Annotated in this window: 22 protein-coding genes and 1 tRNA gene; 17 read left to right on the plus strand and 6 right to left on the minus strand. The window is 66.9% G+C overall.

Translation table 11 applies throughout. From position 1 onward, the window contains the following. The 4 genes from F788_RS13390 to F788_RS0109325 all read left to right on the plus strand — a co-directional run. Nucleotides 1–240: integrase core domain-containing protein (locus F788_RS13390; RefSeq protein ID WP_019589984.1), on the plus strand; the 240-nt coding region annotated here is incomplete at its 5' end. A gap of 91 nt (nucleotides 241–331) precedes the next feature. Beyond that, nucleotides 332–562 (plus strand): CsgG/HfaB family protein, encoded by a 231-nt coding sequence (locus tag F788_RS13395; RefSeq protein ID WP_231372050.1) that lies wholly within the window; start codon nucleotides 332–334, stop codon nucleotides 560–562. 269 nt (nucleotides 563–831) lie between these two features. After that, entirely contained in the window at nucleotides 832–1575 is a 744-nt protein-coding gene (locus tag F788_RS0109320; RefSeq protein WP_019592898.1) for a hypothetical protein, read from the plus strand. Nucleotides 1576–1751: 176 nt separating this feature from the next. After that, on the plus strand, nucleotides 1752–2033 hold the full coding sequence (locus tag F788_RS0109325; protein ID WP_018869413.1) for a hypothetical protein: 282 nt from the start codon (nucleotides 1752–1754) through the stop codon (nucleotides 2031–2033). A gap of 104 nt (nucleotides 2034–2137) precedes the next feature. Here the strand turns inward: F788_RS0109325 and F788_RS0109330 are convergent, their stop codons facing one another. From F788_RS0109330 to uvrB, 5 genes are all read right to left on the minus strand, one after another. Further along, on the minus strand, nucleotides 2138–2890 hold the full coding sequence (locus tag F788_RS0109330; RefSeq protein WP_019022058.1) for an S-methyl-5'-thioinosine phosphorylase: 753 nt from the start codon (nucleotides 2888–2890) through the stop codon (nucleotides 2138–2140). A 12-nt stretch (nucleotides 2891–2902) separates the two neighbouring features. Further along, the gene (locus F788_RS0109335; protein WP_018869415.1) at nucleotides 2903–3454 is read right to left on the minus strand and encodes a hypoxanthine-guanine phosphoribosyltransferase; all 552 of its coding nucleotides are present in this window, start codon (nucleotides 3452–3454) and stop codon (nucleotides 2903–2905) included. 131 nt (nucleotides 3455–3585) lie between these two features. Next, nucleotides 3586–3954, minus strand: a complete 369-nt coding sequence (locus tag F788_RS0109340) for a DsrE/DsrF/DrsH-like family protein (RefSeq protein ID WP_018869416.1) — start codon at nucleotides 3952–3954, stop codon at nucleotides 3586–3588. A 69-nt stretch (nucleotides 3955–4023) separates the two neighbouring features. Beyond that, complete coding sequence (gene nagZ, locus F788_RS0109345) at nucleotides 4024–5127, minus strand: beta-N-acetylhexosaminidase (protein WP_019022059.1); 1104 nt, start codon at nucleotides 5125–5127, stop codon at nucleotides 4024–4026. Nucleotides 5128–5167: 40 nt separating this feature from the next. Next, entirely contained in the window at nucleotides 5168–7249 is a 2082-nt protein-coding gene (gene uvrB, locus F788_RS0109350; RefSeq protein WP_051080620.1) for an excinuclease ABC subunit UvrB, read from the minus strand. Between the two features lie 62 nt (nucleotides 7250–7311). Here uvrB and F788_RS0109355 point away from each other — a divergent pair, with 62 nt between their 5' ends. The 13 genes from F788_RS0109355 to F788_RS0109415 all read left to right on the plus strand — a co-directional run bounded on the left by F788_RS0109355 (nucleotide 7312) and on the right by F788_RS0109415 (nucleotide 18146). Beyond that, a complete protein-coding gene (locus F788_RS0109355) occupies nucleotides 7312–8502 on the plus strand; it encodes a pyridoxal phosphate-dependent aminotransferase (RefSeq protein ID WP_019022061.1) in 1191 nt (396 codons plus the stop codon). Nucleotides 8503–8538: 36 nt separating this feature from the next. Continuing rightward, nucleotides 8539–8614, plus strand: a tRNA-Asn gene (locus F788_RS0109360). 410 nt (nucleotides 8615–9024) lie between these two features. Further along, nucleotides 9025–9555, plus strand: a complete 531-nt coding sequence (locus tag F788_RS0109365; protein ID WP_019022063.1) for a Na+/H+ antiporter subunit E — start codon at nucleotides 9025–9027, stop codon at nucleotides 9553–9555. Further along, a complete protein-coding gene (locus F788_RS0109370) occupies nucleotides 9548–9835 on the plus strand; it encodes a monovalent cation/H+ antiporter complex subunit F (protein ID WP_019022064.1) in 288 nt (95 codons plus the stop codon). The genes F788_RS0109365 and F788_RS0109370 overlap by 8 nt, the downstream gene beginning before the upstream one ends. Continuing rightward, on the plus strand, nucleotides 9832–10131 hold the full coding sequence (mnhG, locus tag F788_RS0109375) for a monovalent cation/H(+) antiporter subunit G (protein ID WP_019022065.1): 300 nt from the start codon (nucleotides 9832–9834) through the stop codon (nucleotides 10129–10131). Before F788_RS0109370 ends, mnhG begins: the two co-directional genes overlap by 4 nt. Further along, nucleotides 10132–11076: a hydrogenase subunit MbhD domain-containing protein gene (locus tag F788_RS0109380; RefSeq protein ID WP_019022066.1), complete on the plus strand. Its 945-nt coding sequence runs from the start codon at nucleotides 10132–10134 to the stop codon at nucleotides 11074–11076. After that, nucleotides 11073–11375 carry an NADH-quinone oxidoreductase subunit K gene (locus F788_RS0109385; protein ID WP_019022067.1) on the plus strand — a complete coding sequence of 101 codons (303 nt, stop codon included), beginning with the start codon at nucleotides 11073–11075 and terminating at the stop codon, nucleotides 11373–11375. Before F788_RS0109380 ends, F788_RS0109385 begins: the two co-directional genes overlap by 4 nt. Continuing rightward, entirely contained in the window at nucleotides 11372–12844 is a 1473-nt protein-coding gene (locus F788_RS0109390) for a complex I subunit 5 family protein (protein WP_019022068.1), read from the plus strand. Before F788_RS0109385 ends, F788_RS0109390 begins: the two co-directional genes overlap by 4 nt. After that, a complete protein-coding gene (locus tag F788_RS0109395) occupies nucleotides 12841–14673 on the plus strand; it encodes a complex I subunit 5 family protein (protein ID WP_019589990.1) in 1833 nt (610 codons plus the stop codon). Before F788_RS0109390 ends, F788_RS0109395 begins: the two co-directional genes overlap by 4 nt. Beyond that, entirely contained in the window at nucleotides 14670–15350 is a 681-nt protein-coding gene (locus tag F788_RS0109400; RefSeq protein WP_019589991.1) for a class II aldolase/adducin family protein, read from the plus strand. Before F788_RS0109395 ends, F788_RS0109400 begins: the two co-directional genes overlap by 4 nt. A gap of 73 nt (nucleotides 15351–15423) precedes the next feature. Continuing rightward, nucleotides 15424–15744: a heat shock protein HspQ gene (hspQ, locus tag F788_RS0109405; RefSeq protein WP_018869428.1), complete on the plus strand. Its 321-nt coding sequence runs from the start codon at nucleotides 15424–15426 to the stop codon at nucleotides 15742–15744. Nucleotides 15745–15751: 7 nt separating this feature from the next. After that, nucleotides 15752–17437 carry a dihydroxy-acid dehydratase gene (ilvD, locus tag F788_RS0109410; protein WP_019022071.1) on the plus strand — a complete coding sequence of 562 codons (1686 nt, stop codon included), beginning with the start codon at nucleotides 15752–15754 and terminating at the stop codon, nucleotides 17435–17437. 22 nt (nucleotides 17438–17459) lie between these two features. Beyond that, nucleotides 17460–18146: a rhomboid family intramembrane serine protease gene (locus tag F788_RS0109415; RefSeq protein WP_018869430.1), complete on the plus strand. Its 687-nt coding sequence runs from the start codon at nucleotides 17460–17462 to the stop codon at nucleotides 18144–18146. Nucleotides 18147–18164: 18 nt separating this feature from the next. On the opposite strand, the gene galU is transcribed toward F788_RS0109415, so the two are convergent. Next, nucleotides 18165–19052: a UTP--glucose-1-phosphate uridylyltransferase GalU gene (gene galU, locus F788_RS0109420; RefSeq protein WP_019022072.1), complete on the minus strand. Its 888-nt coding sequence runs from the start codon at nucleotides 19050–19052 to the stop codon at nucleotides 18165–18167. Nucleotides 19053–19057: the final 5 nt, after the last annotated feature.

The raw sequence follows: 19057 nt of genomic DNA on the forward strand, positions 1-19057 counted from the left end.
GCCCGCGAATGGATGCTCGCCTTCGTGCACTGGTACAACGAGCAGCACCGCCACAGCGCGCTGAACTACGTCACACCCGCCCAGCGTCACAGCGGCGAGGCCACCCGGATCCTGGCGAACCGCAGAGCCACGTACGAGCGAGCCCATGACGCTCATCCGGAACGCTGGCCCGGTGCCATCCGGGACTTCGGCCTCCCAGAATCGGTGACCCTGAACCCGGAGACGGCGGCGAATTGTTAAAGAACCCTGAACCCAATCAGGCGTCATCTACGTTGACAGATAGCGTGTCCTCCTGAATGTCAATGCCAGCAAGACAATCTACTCTCAGGAGATCCGTGCCGGGGTTTTCCGTTTCATTGATTTTCGCCGATTGCTGGACGCCGAAATCGGGTATACCCGCAACGAGCCGGTACAGCTGGCTGTGATGTCGGCCATCGAGTCCGCGGTCCTCCATCTGATTACTCAGGGCGTGGACAAGGGGCTGTGGAATGTTGACGATCCGGCGGATGTGGAACACCCCGTGTTCCAGGCTTACCGCTCGCACCAGGTTCCCATAATGTAAAAGAAGGGTCGGGTAAAAGAAGGTTGGATCGAGAGCAGGGCGGGCCTCTTACGGGGGTCCGCTTTTTTGATTCAGGTGCATGAAGAAAGTACTAAAAAGTTCACCTCGACAATCATCCATCCGGCTGATTCCCGGGGGTTATAGGGGCGTGCAGAATCCAGGGTGAAGGCGGAAAGAAACGCTTCCACCTTCAGGGAATTCCTCCCAGTGATGGGGGACCCGATGACTCAACTGCGTGTTCCTAACTCAACCCTCAGGGGGTAGTCATTATGAAACTCAAATATTCCATGATTGCGATCGCGATGGGCGCTCTGTTTTCCGGTTCCGCCATGGCGGCCAACAACGATTCCACGATTGACCAGGCGGGCATGTTCAACAATGCCGACGTTTCTCAGATCGGATATTCCAACATGTCCGACATTGACCAGGAAGGCATGAAGAACAGTGCCAGCGCCTTCCAGAAAGGCTGGGGCAACCGTGCCACCCAGGAGCAGACCGGTATCCGCAACTCCAGCGATGTCCGTCAGGAGGGTGTCAAGAACCGTGCGGACGTCGAACAGGACGGTTACCGTCTGTCTTCCGAAGTGGATCAGCGTGGCAACTATAACCGCGCCGATGTCTCGCAGTCCGGCCAGAAGAACCATTCGGAAGTGACTCAGCGTGGCTACCGCAACAAGGCCAACGTCGAGCAGTCCGGTCGTTCCAATCAGTCGGACATCTCCCAGCACGGAGAATGGAACCGTGCGGACACCTACCAGAGCGGCTTGGGTAACCGGGCCAAGGTGTCGCAGAACGGAACCAAGAATTTCTCCGATATCGAACAGACCGGCTACAACGACCGGGCCAACGTGAAGCAGACCGGCTTTGGCCATCGCTCCTACGTGACCCAGACGCTGGGCGGCTGGGGCAGCATTGCCAGCAACCACGCGACCGTTCAGCAGGTCGGTCATAGCAACGTGTCGACGGTCAACCAGGCGGGTGGCGGTAACATGGCCAACGTCTTCCAGAACTGATCGAAGAACGGACTTGTCCGGCCCCGGTTTCTCGGGGTCGGATTTTTCCTTCCCGCAAGGGGTGGTGGTTCATGAATCGATGCCGGGTGTTACGGGTCCCGCGGAATGGAGGCGCTGGCGGGTGGAAGGCCGGATTGGCGGCCGCAACGTTGCTGATAACTGGGGGCGTCAGTGCCATGGGCACAACAACCGATACCCGGATCGCGCTGAGTGCGCAGGGTCCGGAAGGCACCGGATATTCCATCGAGTGCGCGGTCATGGAAGACGGCGAGCTGCATCAGATGGAGTTCGAGGGCGAAGTCCCGCTGACCATTGAATTCAAGGGCGATTCCGTCGACTGCCGAGTGGTCCAGACCCACGGCAACGGGGTGCTCGAGATCATGCTGAAGAAGAACGGCAACGTGACACGCTCACGCAGCCAGGGACCCAACAGCACGATGAATATCCGGATACGCTGACGATGGGAGATGATCCACGACGTCGCATAATGGATATTATGTTAAATTAGGTAATGGACCTGGAAAGGCCCTGGATTGCAGGCCTCTCCTTCACTCACTTCCACTCACTTCAGGGTTGCAATGACCCGGGCCAGGAGCTGCTTGACCTGCTCCATGCCGGTTTCCAGATTACGGCCGATTTCGTCCATCGTGATCTCGCCGCCGCTGCGCCCTGCGGCACGGTTGGCAATCACCGCACACGCTGCATAGCTCAGGCCCAGCTCCCGCGCCAGGGCCGTTTCCGGCATGCCGGTCATGCCCACCAGGTCGCAGCCGTCGCGCTCCATGCGATCGATCTCCGCGGCGGTTTCCAGGCGCGGACCCTGGGTGGCGCCATAGGTCCCCTGCTCGCAGATTTGCAGGTCCAGTTCACGGGCCGCCTCCAGGAGCCTCCGGCGCACTTCGGGACAGTACGGCCAGGTCATGTCCACGTGGGTCACTTCATCGAGATGGCCACCTTCGAAATAAGTGTTCGCACGCGACCAGGTGTAATCGATGATCTGGTCCGGAATCGCGAGTCGCCCGGGCTGCATGCACTCGCTGATGCCGCCGACCGCGGCCACCGCGATCGCCGTCTCCACGCCCGTGTTATGCAGCGCCCAGATGTTGGCGCGATAGTTCACCTGGTGCGGCGGGATGGTGTGTCGCGCCCCGTGGCGCGGGAGAAAGACCGTTTCGATGCCGTTCAGCCGCCCGAACACCAGGGGTCCGGAGGGTTCGCCGTACGGCGTATGCATGACCCGGCGGTGGGTGATCTCCAGGTCCTTCAGTCGGGTCAGTCCGGTGCCGCCAATGATGGCCAGTCGGGGTGCGGTCATGGCACGCGTCCTTCAGTGATCGGCCACGGCAAAGATGCCGGGCGCGTTGCGCAGGTAATCCTGATAATCCATGCCGTAACCGAACAGATACCGGTTCGGTGCTTCCAGTGCGGCATGGTCGACGGTGATCGAGGGGTCGCGCTCGGGGTTGGCCTTGTCCACCAGCACGATGGTCACCACGCGACGGGCGCCCTGCTCCTGGCAGAAGCTCTGGATACCGGCCAGGGTGATGCCGCCGTCGAGGATGTCGTCGACGATGACGACGGTGCGTCCCTGCATGGACTGGTGCGGGAGGGACAGCCAGTGCAGTTGTTCTTCGCCGCGGGTGGCCCCGCGATAGCGGGTGGCGTGCAGGTAGTCCACCTGCATCGGGAAGGACCAGCGTGTGAGCAGGCCGCCCAGCAGCACGACCCCGCCGTTCATCACGCCCAGCACCAGCGGATTCTCGTCCGCCAGTTCTCTTGCGGTGCGTTCGGCCAGGCGGTCAATGGCGGTTTCCACCGCGTCGCGGCTGTAGAGGCAGTCGGCGTCGCGCAGCGTGGCTCGTGCCTGTTCGGGATTCATGCGGGCCCCCGGGGTTCATCTGGGGCCGGGGCTGTGAGCCCGGCCTGGCGGCGCGGCGAATGCCCCGCCCCGAAACAGAACCGGCCGGCACAGGGGCCGGCCGGTCGTTCGACGGATTCCGTCGCTTCGCCTCAGTAGGTGAAGGTGACGGTGTCGTCGTCCATCGCCTCGGAGATCACGTAGGCACCGCCCACGGTCTCGTCCACTTCGTCGATCAGGTCGTTGCCCCACAGGTCCAGCGTCGGGGTGCAGACCTTCATCACGACGCCGGCTTCGTGGGCATCCTTGATGAAGTCGTAGACGCTCTTGCTGCTGCCTTCCTGCACGAACAGGTTTTCCGCCACGCCCTTCTTGGCCAGTTCACCGGCCCGGCCGGTCATCACGACTTCGACGTCGTATTCCATGGCGGCGGCCACGGTCGCCTGGAAAAACGGGGCGCCGAGTTCGGACGGATTGTTCGGGTCGGTGTTGACCATGACGATCATGAGCTTATCGGCCATGACGATTCTCCATCATTGTGGGATTGGTTAACTATATTATTAGCAGCTCAGTGTCGAACCGGTGGCGCATTATAGGCGGGTCGGAAGCGCGGCGCCAACGGTGCTTGCGGCACAAGGTCGCGAAGGGGGGCATGCCCCGCCACTGCCCGCCTTCAGCCAGGCGTGCAACTGGGCCTGCAATGCCGTGCGATGTTGCACATCGTCCGCCACCGCGCGTGCGTGCATGCGCCGGAGGCGAGCCCGGGTATCGGCGTCCTGGCGGTGGTCGGCGAGGTGATCGAGGATGACGTCCGCCTGCTCCGGCCGATTGCAGATCAGGATCATGTCGCAGCCGGCCTCCAGTGCCGCGTCGGCCCGCTCCGCGGGCGAACCCATCTGTTCGGCACCGGCCATGGCCAGGTCGTCGGAAAAGATCGCGCCCTGAAAACCGATCCGGCCGCGCAGGATGTCCTGCAGCCAGATGCGCGAGAATCCGGCCGGGCGGGCGTCGACCTCGAGGTACACCACGTGGGCCGGCATCATGCCCTCAAGGTGGCCGGCCAGCGGCCGGAACGCCTCGATGTCGCTGGCCTCGATCTCGGCCAGCGGGCGCGGGTCCTCCGGCACCGCGACATGCGAGTCGGCCGCCACTGCCCCGTGTCCGGGAAAGTGCTTGCCCACCGAGGCCATGCCGGCCACCGTCAGGCCGCGCACGAACGCAAGCCCCAGATCGGCGATCACCGCGGGATCATGATGGAACGCCCGATCGCCAATCACCTCGCTGATCTCGAGATCGCGGTCGAGGACCGGCGCGAAACTGAAGTCGATCCCCACCGCCTGCAGCTCCAGCGCCAGCAGCTCGCCCGCCCCGCGCGCCAGCTCGCGTGCCCGCGCCGGCACCTGATCGTGCAGGTGGCCGAGACTGCGCATCGGCGGGAAGCGGGTGAAGCCCTCGCGCAGACGCTGCACCCGCCCTCCTTCCTGGTCCACCGCGATCAGCAGTTCCGGGCGCAGGCGGCGCATGTCTGCGGTCAGGGCTTCGACCTGTTCCGGGCCGTGTACGTTGCGGTCGAACAGGATCACCCCGCCGGTCGCGGGGTGCTGCAGGCGTTCGCGGTCTTCCGCCTTCAGTTCGGGGCCGGACACGTCGAGCATGACCGGACCGGGCGGACGGGGATCGGGCTGGTAGCGCATGAAGGGGGCAGTCCCTTGTCAGACGGGTGTCAGAGGCGCGTCAGGATAGCGAAGCCTCGGGCAGAAAGGCGAGCGCCTTGAGCTTCTCGATACGGTCGCGCAGACGCGCCGCCTCCTCGAATTCCAGGTCGCGCGCCTTCTGGAACATCTCCTGTTCCAGGCGCTCGATCTCGCGCGCCGCATTCTGTGGCGCGTCGACGTAGTCGGCGGCCTCCTCGGCCACCTTCTTGTCCGCGCCCTTGCGCTCACCGGACTTGCGCCGGGTGCCGGGCGCGGCCTGCCCGGCCTCGAGGATGTCCGCCACGCTTTTGTGGATGCCCTCGGGGGTGATCCCGTGGGCCTCGTTGTGCTCGATCTGGCGGGCGCGGCGACGTTCGGTCTCGTCGATCGCGCGGCGCATCGAGCCGGTGATGGTGTCCGCGTACAGGATGGCCTTGCCGCGCACGTTGCGCGCCGCGCGGCCGATCGTCTGGATCAGCGAGCGGTCGGAACGCAGGAAGCCCTCCTTGTCGGCGTCGAAGATCGCCACCAGCGAGACCTCGGGCATGTCCAGGCCCTCGCGCAGCAGGTTGATCCCCACCAGCACGTCGAATTCGCCCAGACGCAGGTCGCGGATGATCTCCATGCGCTCGACCGTGTCGATGTCCGAGTGCAGGTAGCGCACCCGCACGCCGTGCTCCGACAGGTAGTCGGTCAGGTCCTCGGCCATGCGCTTGGTCAGCGTGGTGATCAGGGTCCGTTCGTCGCGCTCCACCCGGTCGCGGATCTCGGACAGGCAGTCGTCCACCTGGGAAGCCACCGGACGCACCTCCAGTTCCGGGTCCAGCAGCCCGGTGGGCCGCACCACCTGGTCGATGATGGCGCCGGCATGTTCGCGCTCGTACGGCCCCGGCGTGGCCGAGACGTGGATGGTCTGCGGCATCAGCTTCTCGAATTCCTCGAAGCGCAGCGGGCGGTTGTCCAGCGCCGACGGCAGACGGAAGCCGTACTCCACCAGGGTCTCCTTGCGCGAACGGTCGCCCTTGAACATCCCACCCACCTGCGGCACGGACACGTGGGATTCGTCGATCACCAGCAACGCATCCTCCGGCAGGTAGTCGAAAAACGTCGGCGGTGGTTCGCCCGGCGCACGTCCGGAAAGATAGCGCGAGTAGTTTTCAATCCCGTTGCAGTAGCCGATCTCCAGGATCATCTCCAGATCGAACTGGGTGCGCTGCTCCAGCCGCTGCGCCTCCACCAGGCGGTTCTCCTGGCGCAGGAAGTCCAGCCGTTCCTTCAGCTCGTCGCGGATCTGGTCCACCGCCTCCAGCAGGGTCTCGCGCGGGGTCACGTAGTGGGTCTTGGGATAGATCGTCAGGCGCGGCACCGTGTTCAGCACCTCGCCGGTCAGCGGGTCGAAATACGACAGCCGCTCGATCTCGTCGTCGAACAGCTCGACGCGCACGGCCTCCCGCTCGGATTCCGCCGGATGGATGTCGATCACCTCGCCGCGCACCCGGTAGGTCGCGCGGCGCAGCTCGGTATCGTTGCGGGTGTACTGCAGCTCCGCCAGGCGGCGCAGCAGATCGCGCTGGTCGATGCGCTCGCCCCGCTTGAGGTGCAGCACCATCGACAGATACTTGCGCGGATCGCCCAGACCGTAGATCGCCGAGACCGAAGCGACGATGATCGCATCGCGCCGCTCCAGCAGTGCACGCGTGGCCGAAAGGCGCATCTGCTCGATATGGTCGTTGATCGACGCGTCCTTCTCGATATACGTATCCGAGGACGGGACATAGGCCTCCGGCTGGTAGTAGTCGTAATACGAAACGAAATACTCCACCGCGTTATTGGGGAAGAACTCCTTGAACTCGCCGTAGAGCTGCGCGGCCAGTGTTTTGTTGGGCGCCAGCACGATCGTCGGGCGCTGCAGGTTCTCCACCACGTTGGCGATGGTGAAGGTCTTGCCCGAACCCGTCACACCCAGCAGGACCTGGTGCGCCAGGCCGTCCTCGATGCCCCGGGTCAGTTCGCGAATGGCCTGGGGCTGGTCCCCCGCCGGCTGGTATTTCGACACCACCCGGAACGTTCCGTCTTCATGTTCCGCCAACCGCTTATCCTCCGCGTCTGATTTCAGTATCATTTCGGGCCGCGAGCCGGCCGGCCACTCCGCCTGCTCGACCCCATCCACATCGAGGCAGTCCCTTGGAAATCCAGCTATCCGACCGCGTGCAGAGCATCCAGCCCTCCCCCACCCTGGCCGTGACGGCCCTGGCCGCCCGGCTGCGTGCCGAAGGCCGCGACATCGTGGGGCTGGGGGCCGGCGAGCCGGACTTCGATACGCCGGAGCATATCAAGCAGGCGGCGATTGATGCGCTTGCCCGCGGTGAGACCAAGTACACCGCGGTCGACGGCACGGCCGGTCTGAAGGACGCCATCATCCGCAAGTTTGAACGTGATAACGAGCTCACGTTCACTCCCGGGCAAATCCTGGTCTCCTCCGGCGGCAAGCAGAGCATCTTCAACCTGTGCCAGGCCCTGCTCAATCCGGGTGACGAAGTGATCGTGCCGGCCCCCTACTGGGTCTCCTACCCCGACATCGCGATGCTGGCCGGCGCACGGCCCGTCATCGTGAGCGCCTCGCAGGAACAGGGCTTCAAGCTCCGCCCCGAGGCCCTCGAAGAGGCCATCAGCGAACGCACCCGGCTGATCTTCCTCAACAGCCCCTCCAACCCCACCGGCGCGGCCTACTCACGCGGTGAACTGGAGGCTCTGGCCGAGGTCCTGCGGCGCCATCCGCAGATCGTCATCGCCACCGACGACATGTACGAACACATCCGCTTCGGCGAGACCGAGTTCGTCAACATCGTCAATGCCGCGCCGGATCTCGTCGAACGCAGCGTAGTGCTCAACGGAGTGTCCAAGGCCTACGCCATGACCGGCTGGCGCATCGGCTACGCCGGGGGGCCGGCCGACCTGATCGGCGCGATGAAGAAGATCCAGTCGCAGAGCACCTCCAACCCGACCTCCATCGCCCAGGCGGCCGCCGAAGCCGCCCTCAACGGCGACCAGACCTGCGTACGCCAGATGTGCTCGGCGTTCGCCCAGCGCGCGCGGCACGTGGTGGGCGGCCTCAACGCCATCGACGGCATCGAATGCCGCATGCCCGACGGTACCTTCTACTGCTTCCCGCGGGTCACCGGCCTGATGGAACGTGCCGGGGTCGACAGCGACGTAGCTCTGGGCGAGCGGCTGCTGGACGAGGCCGGCGTGGCCCTGGTTCCGGGCAGCGCGTTCGGCGCCCCGGGGCATCTGCGCGTGTCCTTCGCCACCAGCCTGGAGATGCTGGACAAGGCACTGGAACGCCTGCGCGAGTTCGCCTCCCGAAACGCTTGACGGACCCCGGATCGGGCTATACGATACGCGGCCAATTCCCCGGTAGCTCAGTCGGTAGAGCGGGTGACTGTTAATCACTAGGTCGGCGGTTCGAGCCCGTCCCGGGGAGCCAGATAAAATAACGACTCAGGCCAGCCTTCGGGTTGGCCTTTTTCGTTTGTGTACCCGGATTTGTACCACTTCGCGAGTCGTGTACAGGAGCGTGTACCAACGGTCGCTCTGCGGGTTACCAACGCCATCGCGGACACGGACGATGTTCCGAGCCCAAAAAAACCGCCGTAGCGGGGACGAAGGGTATCGGCGTTGGTGTGGTTCCAATGGGTCAATTCCAGGTTGACTCGCTGGTCTTGTCCCGCAGCGCGAACCCCACGCCCTGCATCCGCCCGAGCACCACGATATCGACCCCGATTCCACCCCGCCACGACCGGGCCACCAGGGCATGATGGTCTCCGCCCGCTGGCACGATGCGGCCCGGGTGGGGGAAACTGTCGGGCACTGGCGACTGTGGTGCGGGGATGAAGCATGGACGGATCCGGCGGCGAACTGCGGGGAAACCGCGCGGGTGTGGCCCGGACGCGCTGGTCGGGTCGCATGCTGCGCGTGGCGGCCTACGCCGGGATCTGGTGGATCCTGACCGAAGGCGACCCGGGCGCCTGGTGGTGGGGCCTGCCGGCGATCCTGGCGGCAGCGTGGTTCAATCCCTTCGCGCCGGGATGGACGGGTGGCTGGCGTATCCGCGGGATTATCACCTTCGTGCCGGTGTTTCTGTTCTTTTCGCTGCGCAGCGCGCTGGATGTGGCCTGGCGCGCGGTGCATCCGCGTTGCCCGCTGGAACCGGCCCTGCTGGATTATCCCTGGGCGCTGCCGGCGGGGACCCCGCGCCTGATGTTCGCCAATCTGGTCAATCTGATGCCCGGGACCCTGTGCGTGCGCATCTCGGAACAGGCGATTACGCTGCACGTGCTGGCCCGTCCCGGCCGTACTCAGGACACCCTGGAGCGTCTGGAGGGGCATGTGATGAACATGTTTCAGCCGGAATCGCCCAATGACTGATCTGTTCCCGTTCCTGGTGATCCTGCTGATGCTCAACATCGTGGTGGGGCTGATGCGGGTGCTGCGCGGGCCAACGGCCGCCGACCGCATGCTGGCCGCGGAGATGTTCGCGACCTCGGCCATTGCCATCGCGCTGCTGATGGCGGTGCTGACGCAGCGCGAGGCCCTGGTGGATCTGGCGCTGGTGTTCGCGCTGCTGTCGGCGCTGGCGGTGGTCACGTTCGTGAACCGAGCCTGGTCCGGCCGCGCCCGTTCCAGCGACGGGGGGGACCGGCCGTGAGCCTGACGGGCGTGATCGGGGGAATCCTGACGGTGGGCGGTGTGCTGTTCCTGCTGCTGGGCACGCTGGGGCTGCTGCGTTTCCCGGATGTGTATACCCGCCTGCATGCCCAGCCCAAGGCCGACAACATCGGCCTGGGCATGATCTGCCTGGGGCTGGGGGTATATTCGGGGAGTCTTGCAGTGACCCTGAAACTGCTGCTGGTGTGGCTGCTGATGCTGGTCGCCACGGCGGTGGGGGCGGGCCTGATCGCGCGCGCCGCCCTGCGCCGTGGAATCCGCCCGTGGGGGCTGTGAATGGGCGCCCTGGGTCTGGCATTCGACGGGGTTCTGGCCACGGCCCTGCTGTGGACCGCCTGGCAGGCGATCCACGCGGCTGGACTGTTCCGCGCGGTGGTCAGTTTCATGGTGTTCGGGCTGCTGATGGCGCTGGCGTGGGTGCGTCTGGAGGCGCCGGACATCGCTCTGGCCGAGGCGGCGATCGGCGCTGGCATTACCGGTGCGCTACTGCTGTCCGCGCTGGGGCGGCTGGACTGGGAGTCGGGGCGCGCGTCGGATGTGTGTCTGCGCGGGCGCGACCGGGCGTTCTGGCTGCCGATAGGCCTGTTGTTGCTGGCCGGTCTGGGCGGGGCGGCGTGGCTGCTCCCGGCCCCGGGACTGGGCGAACCGGTGGCCGCGGAACTCGGGCGCTCCGGGGTGGAAAACTCGGTCACCGCGGTCCTGCTCAATTTTCGCGCCTTCGACACCCTGCTGGAGATTGCCATTCTGCTGCTGGGCGTGGTCGTGCTGTGGTCGCTGGGTCCTACTCCCTGGCCTTCTTCGCCCGAACTGGTGTCGCCCGCCCTGCCCGCTCTGGGCCGCGTGCTGTTCCCGGCCTTCGTGCTGGTTTCGGCCTATCTGCTGTGGCGCGGCAGTCATGCGCCCGGGGGTGCCTTCCCGGCAGGTGCGGTGATGGGCGCCGGTGGCGTGCTGATGCTGCTGGCCGGCGCCCGCCCCTGGCTGTCGGGTGATGTCTACGGCCCGTGGCGCTGGGCGCTCGCGCTGGGGATGACCGCGATGCTGGGGGTGGCCTTCGCGGTGATGGTCGGGGGTCACGGGTTCTTCGAGTACCCGGTCGAGCTGGCCGGGCCGCTGATCCTGCTGCTGGAGCTGGCCGCGGGGCTGTCGATCGCGCTGCTGCTGTTTGCGCTGTATCTGGGCGGTGAACCCCCGGCCGACTGGGACACCCGGAGGCCGGCATGATCCTGTATCTGCTGCTGGCCGTCGCGCTGCTGATCATCGGCCTGCACGGGCTGTTCGTCTGTGCGCAGCTGATGCGCAAGATCCTCGCGCTGAATGTCCTGACCACCGCGGTCTTCCTGCTCCTGGTGGCGCTGGCGCATGCCGCCGAGGTGCTGGACCCCGTGCCCCACGCCATGGTGCTGACGGGCATCGTGGTGACGGTGTCGACCACGGCGGTGGCACTGGGGCTGATGGTCCGCCTGCTGGAGCGCCGTGGCGGGCCGGTGAGTGGCCACGACCGGGACTCGCGCAACCCGTGAACACCACGCTGGCCACGGCCGTGGTGGTGGGGCTGCCGCTGATGGCCGCGGCCGTCGCGTTCGCACATCCGCGCCGGGGCCGCATGGCGACGCTGGGGACCGGGCTGCTGCTGTTGCCGGTACTGGCCGTTCTGGTCCTCGAAAACCTGCGCACCGGCCCCTGGCGCCAGGATCTGGGGGGCTGGGCCGCGCCATTGGGAATCGGCTGGCAGATCGATGCCCTCGCCCTGACCCTGCTTGTTCTGACCACTATGGTCGCGCTGGCCGCGGCGATCTATCGCCTTGCCGAGCGCCGTCTGGTGCCGGACAGTCGCCAGAGACGTTATTTCTGGCCGTTGTGGCTGTTCCTGTGGGGCGGGCTCAATGCCTTGTTCCTGTCTGCCGATCTGTTCAATCTCTACGTGATCCTGGAGATGGTGGCCCTCGCCGCGGTGGCGCTGATCGCCGCCGCCGGCGGGCCGGCGCTGGCCGCGGCATGGCGCTACTTCCTCGCAACGCTGCTGGGTTCCACGCTGTATCTTCTGGGTGTCGCTCTGCTCTACGGCCAGTACGGCGCACTGGACATCGCCCTGCTGACCGGCCGGGCCGCGGAGGAACCCGTCACCCTGGCGGCCGCGGTGATGATCACTCTGGGTCTGTTGCTGAAGGGGGCGATCTTCCCGCTGCACTTCTGGCTGCCCCCGGCCCATGGCCGGGCCCATGCGGCGGTCAGTGCGGTGCTTTCCGCTGTGGTGGTGACCGCGGCGTTCTATCTGCTGGTGCGTCTGTGGTTCGGCCCGTTTGGCGGGATGCTTCCGGGGCTGCCGGCACAGCTGCTGGGCCTGCTGGGGGCGGCGGCGGTCATCTGGGGCGGTGTGCTGGCCATGCTCCAGCGCCACCTGAAGATGGTGATCGCGTATTCGACCGTCTCGCAGCTGGGCTTCGGCCTGCTGGTGTTCCCGCTGGCGGCCGCCGGGGCCCTGCCCGGCCAGGCCCATGCGGGCATGCTGATGCTGTTGCTGGCCCACGGCCTGGCCAAGGGCAGCCTGTTCCTGGCGGCGGGCTGCCTGGCGTGGCAATGGGGCAGCGACCATCTGCGCCGCATCGGCCCGCCCATGGCCGGTGGCAGCCTGCTGGCCTGGATCGCGATCGCGCTGGCGGCGGCGAGTCTGGTGGGTCTGCCGCCAAGCGGAGGCTTCGTCGCCAAGTGGTGGCTGCTGGAGTCGGCGCTGGCCGCGCGCGCCTGGCCCTGGGCGGCGGTGATCGTGCTCGGGACGTTCATCACCGCCGGATACCTGTGGCGCATCCTGCGGGATCCGTTGCGGTTGGGAAGCGATGACGCGGCCGCGGCGCCCGCGCAGGGGCCACCGCTGCCCATTCCGCTCGCCATGCCCCGGGCCGCATTGCTGCTGGCCCTGGCGGCGATCGCAAGCGGCCTGTTCGCCACGGCGCTGCGCTCGGCCTTTGCGGCCGGGGGGCTGGCCGGATGAACGCCACGCAGCTCGCACTGCTGCTGGCCGTGCTGGCGCCATGGCTGGCCCTGACCGCGCTCGCGCTCCCCGCCCTGCGTCGCCGGGCCACCATCCTGCTGCCGCTGGCGGCCCTGCCGGCGCTCTTGCTGGCCCTGGCAGGCCCCGACCCCGATGCCGGGATCGTGCTGCCCGGGCTGCTGGATCAGGCCCGTCTGGCGCTGGATGGCACGGCCCGCGCCTTTCTGTTGCCCGGCGCCCTGTTGTGGCTGCTCGCCGGGGCGTACGCCCATCGACACCCGCTGACACACCCGCTGCGGTTTGCCGTGTTCTGGCTGCTGACCCTGGCCGGCTACCTGCTGCTGGTGCTGGCGGCGGATCTGCTCACCTTTTATGCCGGCTTCGCGCTGATGACCTTCGCGGCCTACGGTCTGGTCACCCACGCCGGGTCCGCGACCGCCCTGAGGGCCGGGCGGCTCTACCTCGGACTGATGCTGATCGGCGAGGTCGCGCTGTTCACGGCGGTGGCCTGGACCACCATGCTCGCCGGTCCTGGCCATTCGCCGGATCTCGCCGGGCTGGGTGCGGAGATGGAACCGGCCGCCGCCCTGCTGTTCGCGATCGGCTTCGGCCTGAAGCTCGGCGCGCCGGGGCTGCATGCCTGGCTGCCCCGGGCCCACGCGGTGGCCCCGGTGCCGGCCAGCGCGGTGCTGAGCGGGGTAATGATCAAGGTCGGCGCCCTGGGGGCATGGCGACTGCTGGAAGGCGGTCTTGAGATCCCCGGGCACGGCGACCTGATCCTGACCGCGCTGGGCCTCACGGGCACCCTTTATGCCGTGGCCGCGGGTCTGCGCCAGTCCGAACCCAAGACCATCCTCGCCTGGTCCAGCGTCAGTCAGATGGGCCTGGTGGTCGCCCTGCTCGGCATGGGCGCGGCCGGGACGTCGCCGGGAGCGCCACCGGCGGCGGTCTGGGCGGGCCTGGCGGTGATGCTCGCTCATCACGGCCTGGCCAAGGGGGCGCTGTTCCTCGGGACCGGGCTGCTGGCGACGGCGGCGGATCGCTTCACCCGGAGGACGATACTGCTCGGTCTGGCGCTGGCCGGGGCCGCGCTCGCGGCCGCCCCGCTCTCCGGCGGCGCCCTGGCCAAGGCCGCCCTTACAAACGGAATGCCCGGCTGGCTGGCGGGGCTGACCGGCACCGCCACCGCCCTGCTGATGCTGCATTTCCTGCGGCACACGGCCAGCGACACCCCGGAGTCCGACTTGAAGCCGACGACCGGCGCCGCCGTTGGCATCAGGGGCATGACACCCTGGTTGCTGACCCTCGTTGCGGGGCTGCTGTTGCCCTGGTGGTTAGCGGATACCTCCCTGCGCGAATACGCCCTCACTGCATCGGCCATCGGGGACGGCGTCTGGCCGCTGTTGCTCGCCGGGATCCTGGCAGGCGGGGCATGGTGGCAGCGATCCCGATGGCCCGGGATCGGCCGGGTCGCGGCGCGGCCCCCCGAACCCGACCGAAGCGCCCCGCGCACCCTGCCCGGCATGGCCCGGCTGGCCCACTGGTGGACCCTGACGGAACGCCAGCTCCATCGCTGGCCGGTCATCGGGCGCGTGGCCACCACCATGATCCTGCTGCTGGCGCTCGCGCTGGCCTTTTCGGCGACTCCGGCGCTGTTCGCCTGCAAGCAGGCTCCTGCAGATGCGGGAGCAGGTGTGGGAGCGGCCATGGCCGCGAACGGACGGGTGCTTGTCCGGGACGAACTCCCCGGAACCCTTGCGGCCGGATGCCCCGAGCGCGGCCGTCAGGCAGAATGCGCGGGACGATTCCGGACGAAGGCAGGCGCATGAACGAGCAACAGTTGCGCGAGGCGGTGATCGACACGGCGCTGGAGACCAACCGGCGCGGACTCAATCAGGGGACCTCGGGCAATGTCAGCGTCCGCTGTGGCGACGGCCTGCTGATCACCCCTTCCGGCGTGGCCTACGAGGACCTGGCGCCGGAGGATCTGGTGTACATGGATGCCGACGGACACTGGCCGGCGCACCAGAAGCCTTCCAGCGAATGGCACTTCCACCGCGCGATCCTGCAGCAACGCGAAGACATCCATGCAGTGGTGCACGTGCATTCGGTCTACGCCAGCGTGGTCGCGATCCAGCAGCGCGACATCCCGCCGCTGCATTACATGATCGCGGCCGCCGGCGGCGATTCCATCCGCTGTGCCCCGTATGCCACCTTCGGGACACCGGAACTCTCGCGACATGCGCTTGCCGCACTGGAGGACCGCTACGCCTGTCTGCTGGCGAATCACGGGATGATCGCCACCGGCCCGGACCTCGCACGCGCGCTATGGCTCACCGAGGAGGTCGAACTGCTGGCGCAACAGTACGTGCTGAGCCTGTCCATCGGTGGCCCCGCCCTGCTGGATGCCGCGGAAATGCAGCGCGTGCGGGAGGCCTTCAAGCAGTACGGCCCGCGGCGGGAGGCGACCCCGAGCGGATCCGGACAGGAACCGGACGAACCCTGAGACGGCGTGACGCGCCCCGGGCTCGCCCGGTCTATTCTTTCGTTTTCACCCCTGCGAGCAGAGAGATTGCACCATGGCCAGCGGCACCCGTTTTTCGGTGGGCGAGATCGTCCATCACCTCAAGTATGATTACCGCGGCGTCATCGTGGATGTCGACCCGGTCTACAACGGCTCGGACGAATGGTACGAGACGGTCGCGAAGAGCCGGCCGCCCAAGGACCAGCCGTGGTACCACGTGCTGGTGGATGGCTACACCCACAGCACCTATGTGGCCGAGCGTCATCTGGAAAGCGACACCTCGGGCGAACAGATCGATCACCCGGACCTGGGCAAGTTCTTCGACCGTTTCATGAACGGGCGTTACAGTCGCGAAAACCAGACCCGGACACACTGAGGACACCATGAGCCAGGACAACCGCCGCTCGCGCGTGGTCACCGAAGGGCCACGCCGCACACCCAATCGCGCCATGCTGCGCGCCGTCGGGTTCGGAGACGACGACTTCCAGCGTCCCATCGTCGGGATCGCCAACGCGCACAGTACGATTACCCCCTGCAACACGGGGATCGGCGCGCTTGCCGAACGCGCGGAACGAGCGGTGCGTCAGGCCGGCGGCATGCCCCAGACCTTCGGCACCATCACCATCTCCGACGGCATCTCCATGGGCACACCGGGGATGAAATACTCGCTGGTCTCGCGCGAGGTGATCGCCGACGCGATCGAAACCGTGGTCAACGGGCAGAGCATGGACGGGGTGCTGGCCACCGGGGGATGTGACAAGAACATGCCCGGGGCGATGATCGCGCTCGCCCGCCTCAACGTGCCGGCCATCTTCGTCTATGGCGGCACCATCAAGCCCGGCCATTACAAGGGCCAGGAACTGACCATTGTCAGTGCCTTCGAGGCCGTGGGACAGCACGGCGCCGGTCGGCTGTCCGACGAGGACCTGCAGGGGGTGGAGCGCAACGCCTGTCCCGGCGCGGGTTCCTGCGGGGGCATGTACACCGCGAATACCATGTCCTCAGCCTTTGAGGCGCTGGGGATGAGCCTGCCGGGATCCTCGACCCAGGCCGCCGAGGATCCGGAAAAAGGCGAGTCCGCGGCGCGCTCCGGCGAGGTCCTGCTGGAGGCGATCCATGCCGATCGCAAGCCGCGCGACATCCTCACCCGGCCGGCCTTCGAGAATGCCCTCGCGGTGGTCATGGCCCTGGGCGGATCCACCAACGCGGTGCTGCACCTGCTGGCGATCGCGCATGCCGCCGAGGTGCCCCTGGATCTGGACGATGTCGAACGGATTCGCCGCCGCACCCCGGTCCTGTGCGATCTCAAGCCCTCCGGGCGTTACGTGACCACGGCCTTCCATCAGGCCGGCGGCACCCCGCTGGTGATGCGCCTGCTGCTGGACGCCGGCCTCCTGCACGGGGAGTGCCTGACGATCACCGGCGAGACCCTGGCGGAAACCCTTCGCGATGCGCCCGCCGCCCCGCCGGCGGAGGCCGCAGACATGGTTCGCACCCCGGCCGACCCGCTCTATCCACAGGGCCACCTGGCGATCCTCAAGGGCAGTCTGGCCCCCGAGGGGGGCGTGGCCAAGGTGACCGGCCTCAAGCGGCGCAGTATTCGCGGACCCGCCCGCGTCTTCGACTCCGAGGAGGCCTGCCTGGATGCGATTCTCGCCGGATCGATCCGCGAAGGGGACGTGATCGTCATTCGTTATGAAGGTCCGCGCGGCGGGCCCGGGATGCGCGAGATGCTGGCCCCCACCGCGGCGCTGATCGGTGCCGGTCTGGGAGATGCGGTGGGCCTCGTCACTGACGGGCGATTCTCCGGTGGCACCTACGGCATGGTCGTGGGTCATGTCGCGCCCGAGGCGGCCGCGGGTGGCCCGATTGCCCTGGTGAAAGAAGGTGACACGATCGTGATCGATGCCGACCACAACCAGCTGGATCTCGAGATTGCCTCCGAGGAACTGGAACGTCGGCGGGCGGCCTGGCATGCCCCGGAGCCCCCGGTGGCCCGCGGCGTGCTTGCCAAATACGCGCGCACGGTGGGCTCGGCCAGCCGCGGCGCCGTGACCGACGACTTCTGAGCCGGACCGGCGCACCCTCCGCATGACCCATCCTGATCCGCGCTCGCCGCGCTTCAGCATGATGCCTCCGGTGATCGGTTTCCTGCTGGTCACCAACGTCCTGCTGTTCCTGGCCATGCCCGCGCTGGGCAACTGGCTGATGGCCCATTTCGCCCTGTGGCCGATCGGCACCCCGTCCACCATCATGCAGGACGGCTCGATGATGCGCGTGCCGGATTTCCAGCTCTGGCAGCTGGTGACCTATGGCTTCCTGCATGGCGGGCCGCTGCACCTGTTCGTCAACATGTTCGTGGTATGGATGCTGGGCGTTCAGGTCGAGAATTCATGGGGTTCGCGCATGTTCGCGACCTATTTTCTGATCTGTGTGATCGGGGCCGGTCTGGTGCAGCTGGTGGTCACTGCAGGGGGCAACGGTGATGCCATCTACCCCACCGTGGGGGCCTCCGGCGGGGTGTTCGGGGTGCTGCTGGCATTCGGGATGATGTTCCCCAACCAGCGCCTGTTCCTGATCTTCCTGCCGATTCCGATCAAGGCCAAGTACTTCGTGATCGGTTACGGCATCCTCGAGCTCTATCTGGGGGTATCCGGGACCATGTCGGGGATCGCCCATTTCGCGCATCTGGGCGGCATGGTGGTGGGGCTGCTGATGATCCAGTACTGGCGCGGGCGGTTGCCGGTTCGGCCCCGGCATCGGCGGCTTTGGTGGTGAGCGCCGGGCCCGGACGCGTCAGCTGTCCGTCCGCGTGCGCAGGTATTCGCGGAAATCGTCCTTGAGTTCGGGGTGGTCGAGGGCGAACTCGACCGTGGCCTCGAGATAGCCCAGCTTGCTGCCGCAGTCGAAACGCCGCCCGGAGAACTCCCAGGCCGTCACGCGTTCCTCCTCGCGCAGGCGATCGATGGCATCGGTCAGCTGGATCTCGCCGCCGGCCCCGGGTTCCTGCCGTTCCAGCAGATCGAAGATCCGCGGCGTCAGCACATAGCGCCCGACCACGGCTACGTTCGACGGTGCAAAGGCCGGATCGGGCTTTTCCACGATGCCCTTCACGTCCCAGCTGCGGGGACCGGTGCGTTCCGGATCGATGATGCCGTACTGATGGGTTCGGTCTTCGGGCACCTCTTCTACCCCCAGCACGCTGCAGCCATGGCCGTTGTACTGCTCCACCATCTGTGCGGTGGCCCCGCCATCCACGGCCTCGATCAGGTCATCCGCGAGGATCACGGCGAACGGTTCCTCCCGCACCACGGGGCGCGCACAGGCGACCGCATGCCCCAGCCCCAGGGCTTCGGCCTGGCGCAGGTACACGCAGGTGACGTTCGATGGGACGATGTTGCGGATGCGTTCGAGGAGCTCGGTCTTGCCCCGCTCCTCCAGCTCGTTCTCCAGCTCGTAGGCCTTGTCGAAATGATCGGGGATGGCGCGCTTGTTGCGTCCGGTGACGAACACCAGGGTGTCGATCCCCGCCGCGACGGCCTCTTCGGCGGCATACTGGATCAGTGGCTTGTCCACTACCGGGAGCATTTCCTTGGGGTTGGCCTTGGTCGCCGGCAGAAAGCGCGTCCCCATGCCGGCCACGGGAAAGACCGCGGTACGGATTCGTTTGCTCTTTTCGGTCATGTGCC

Source organism: Thioalkalivibrio sp. ALE10, from assembly GCF_000381385.1.
Taxonomy (GTDB): Bacteria; Pseudomonadota; Gammaproteobacteria; order Ectothiorhodospirales; family Ectothiorhodospiraceae; genus Thioalkalivibrio.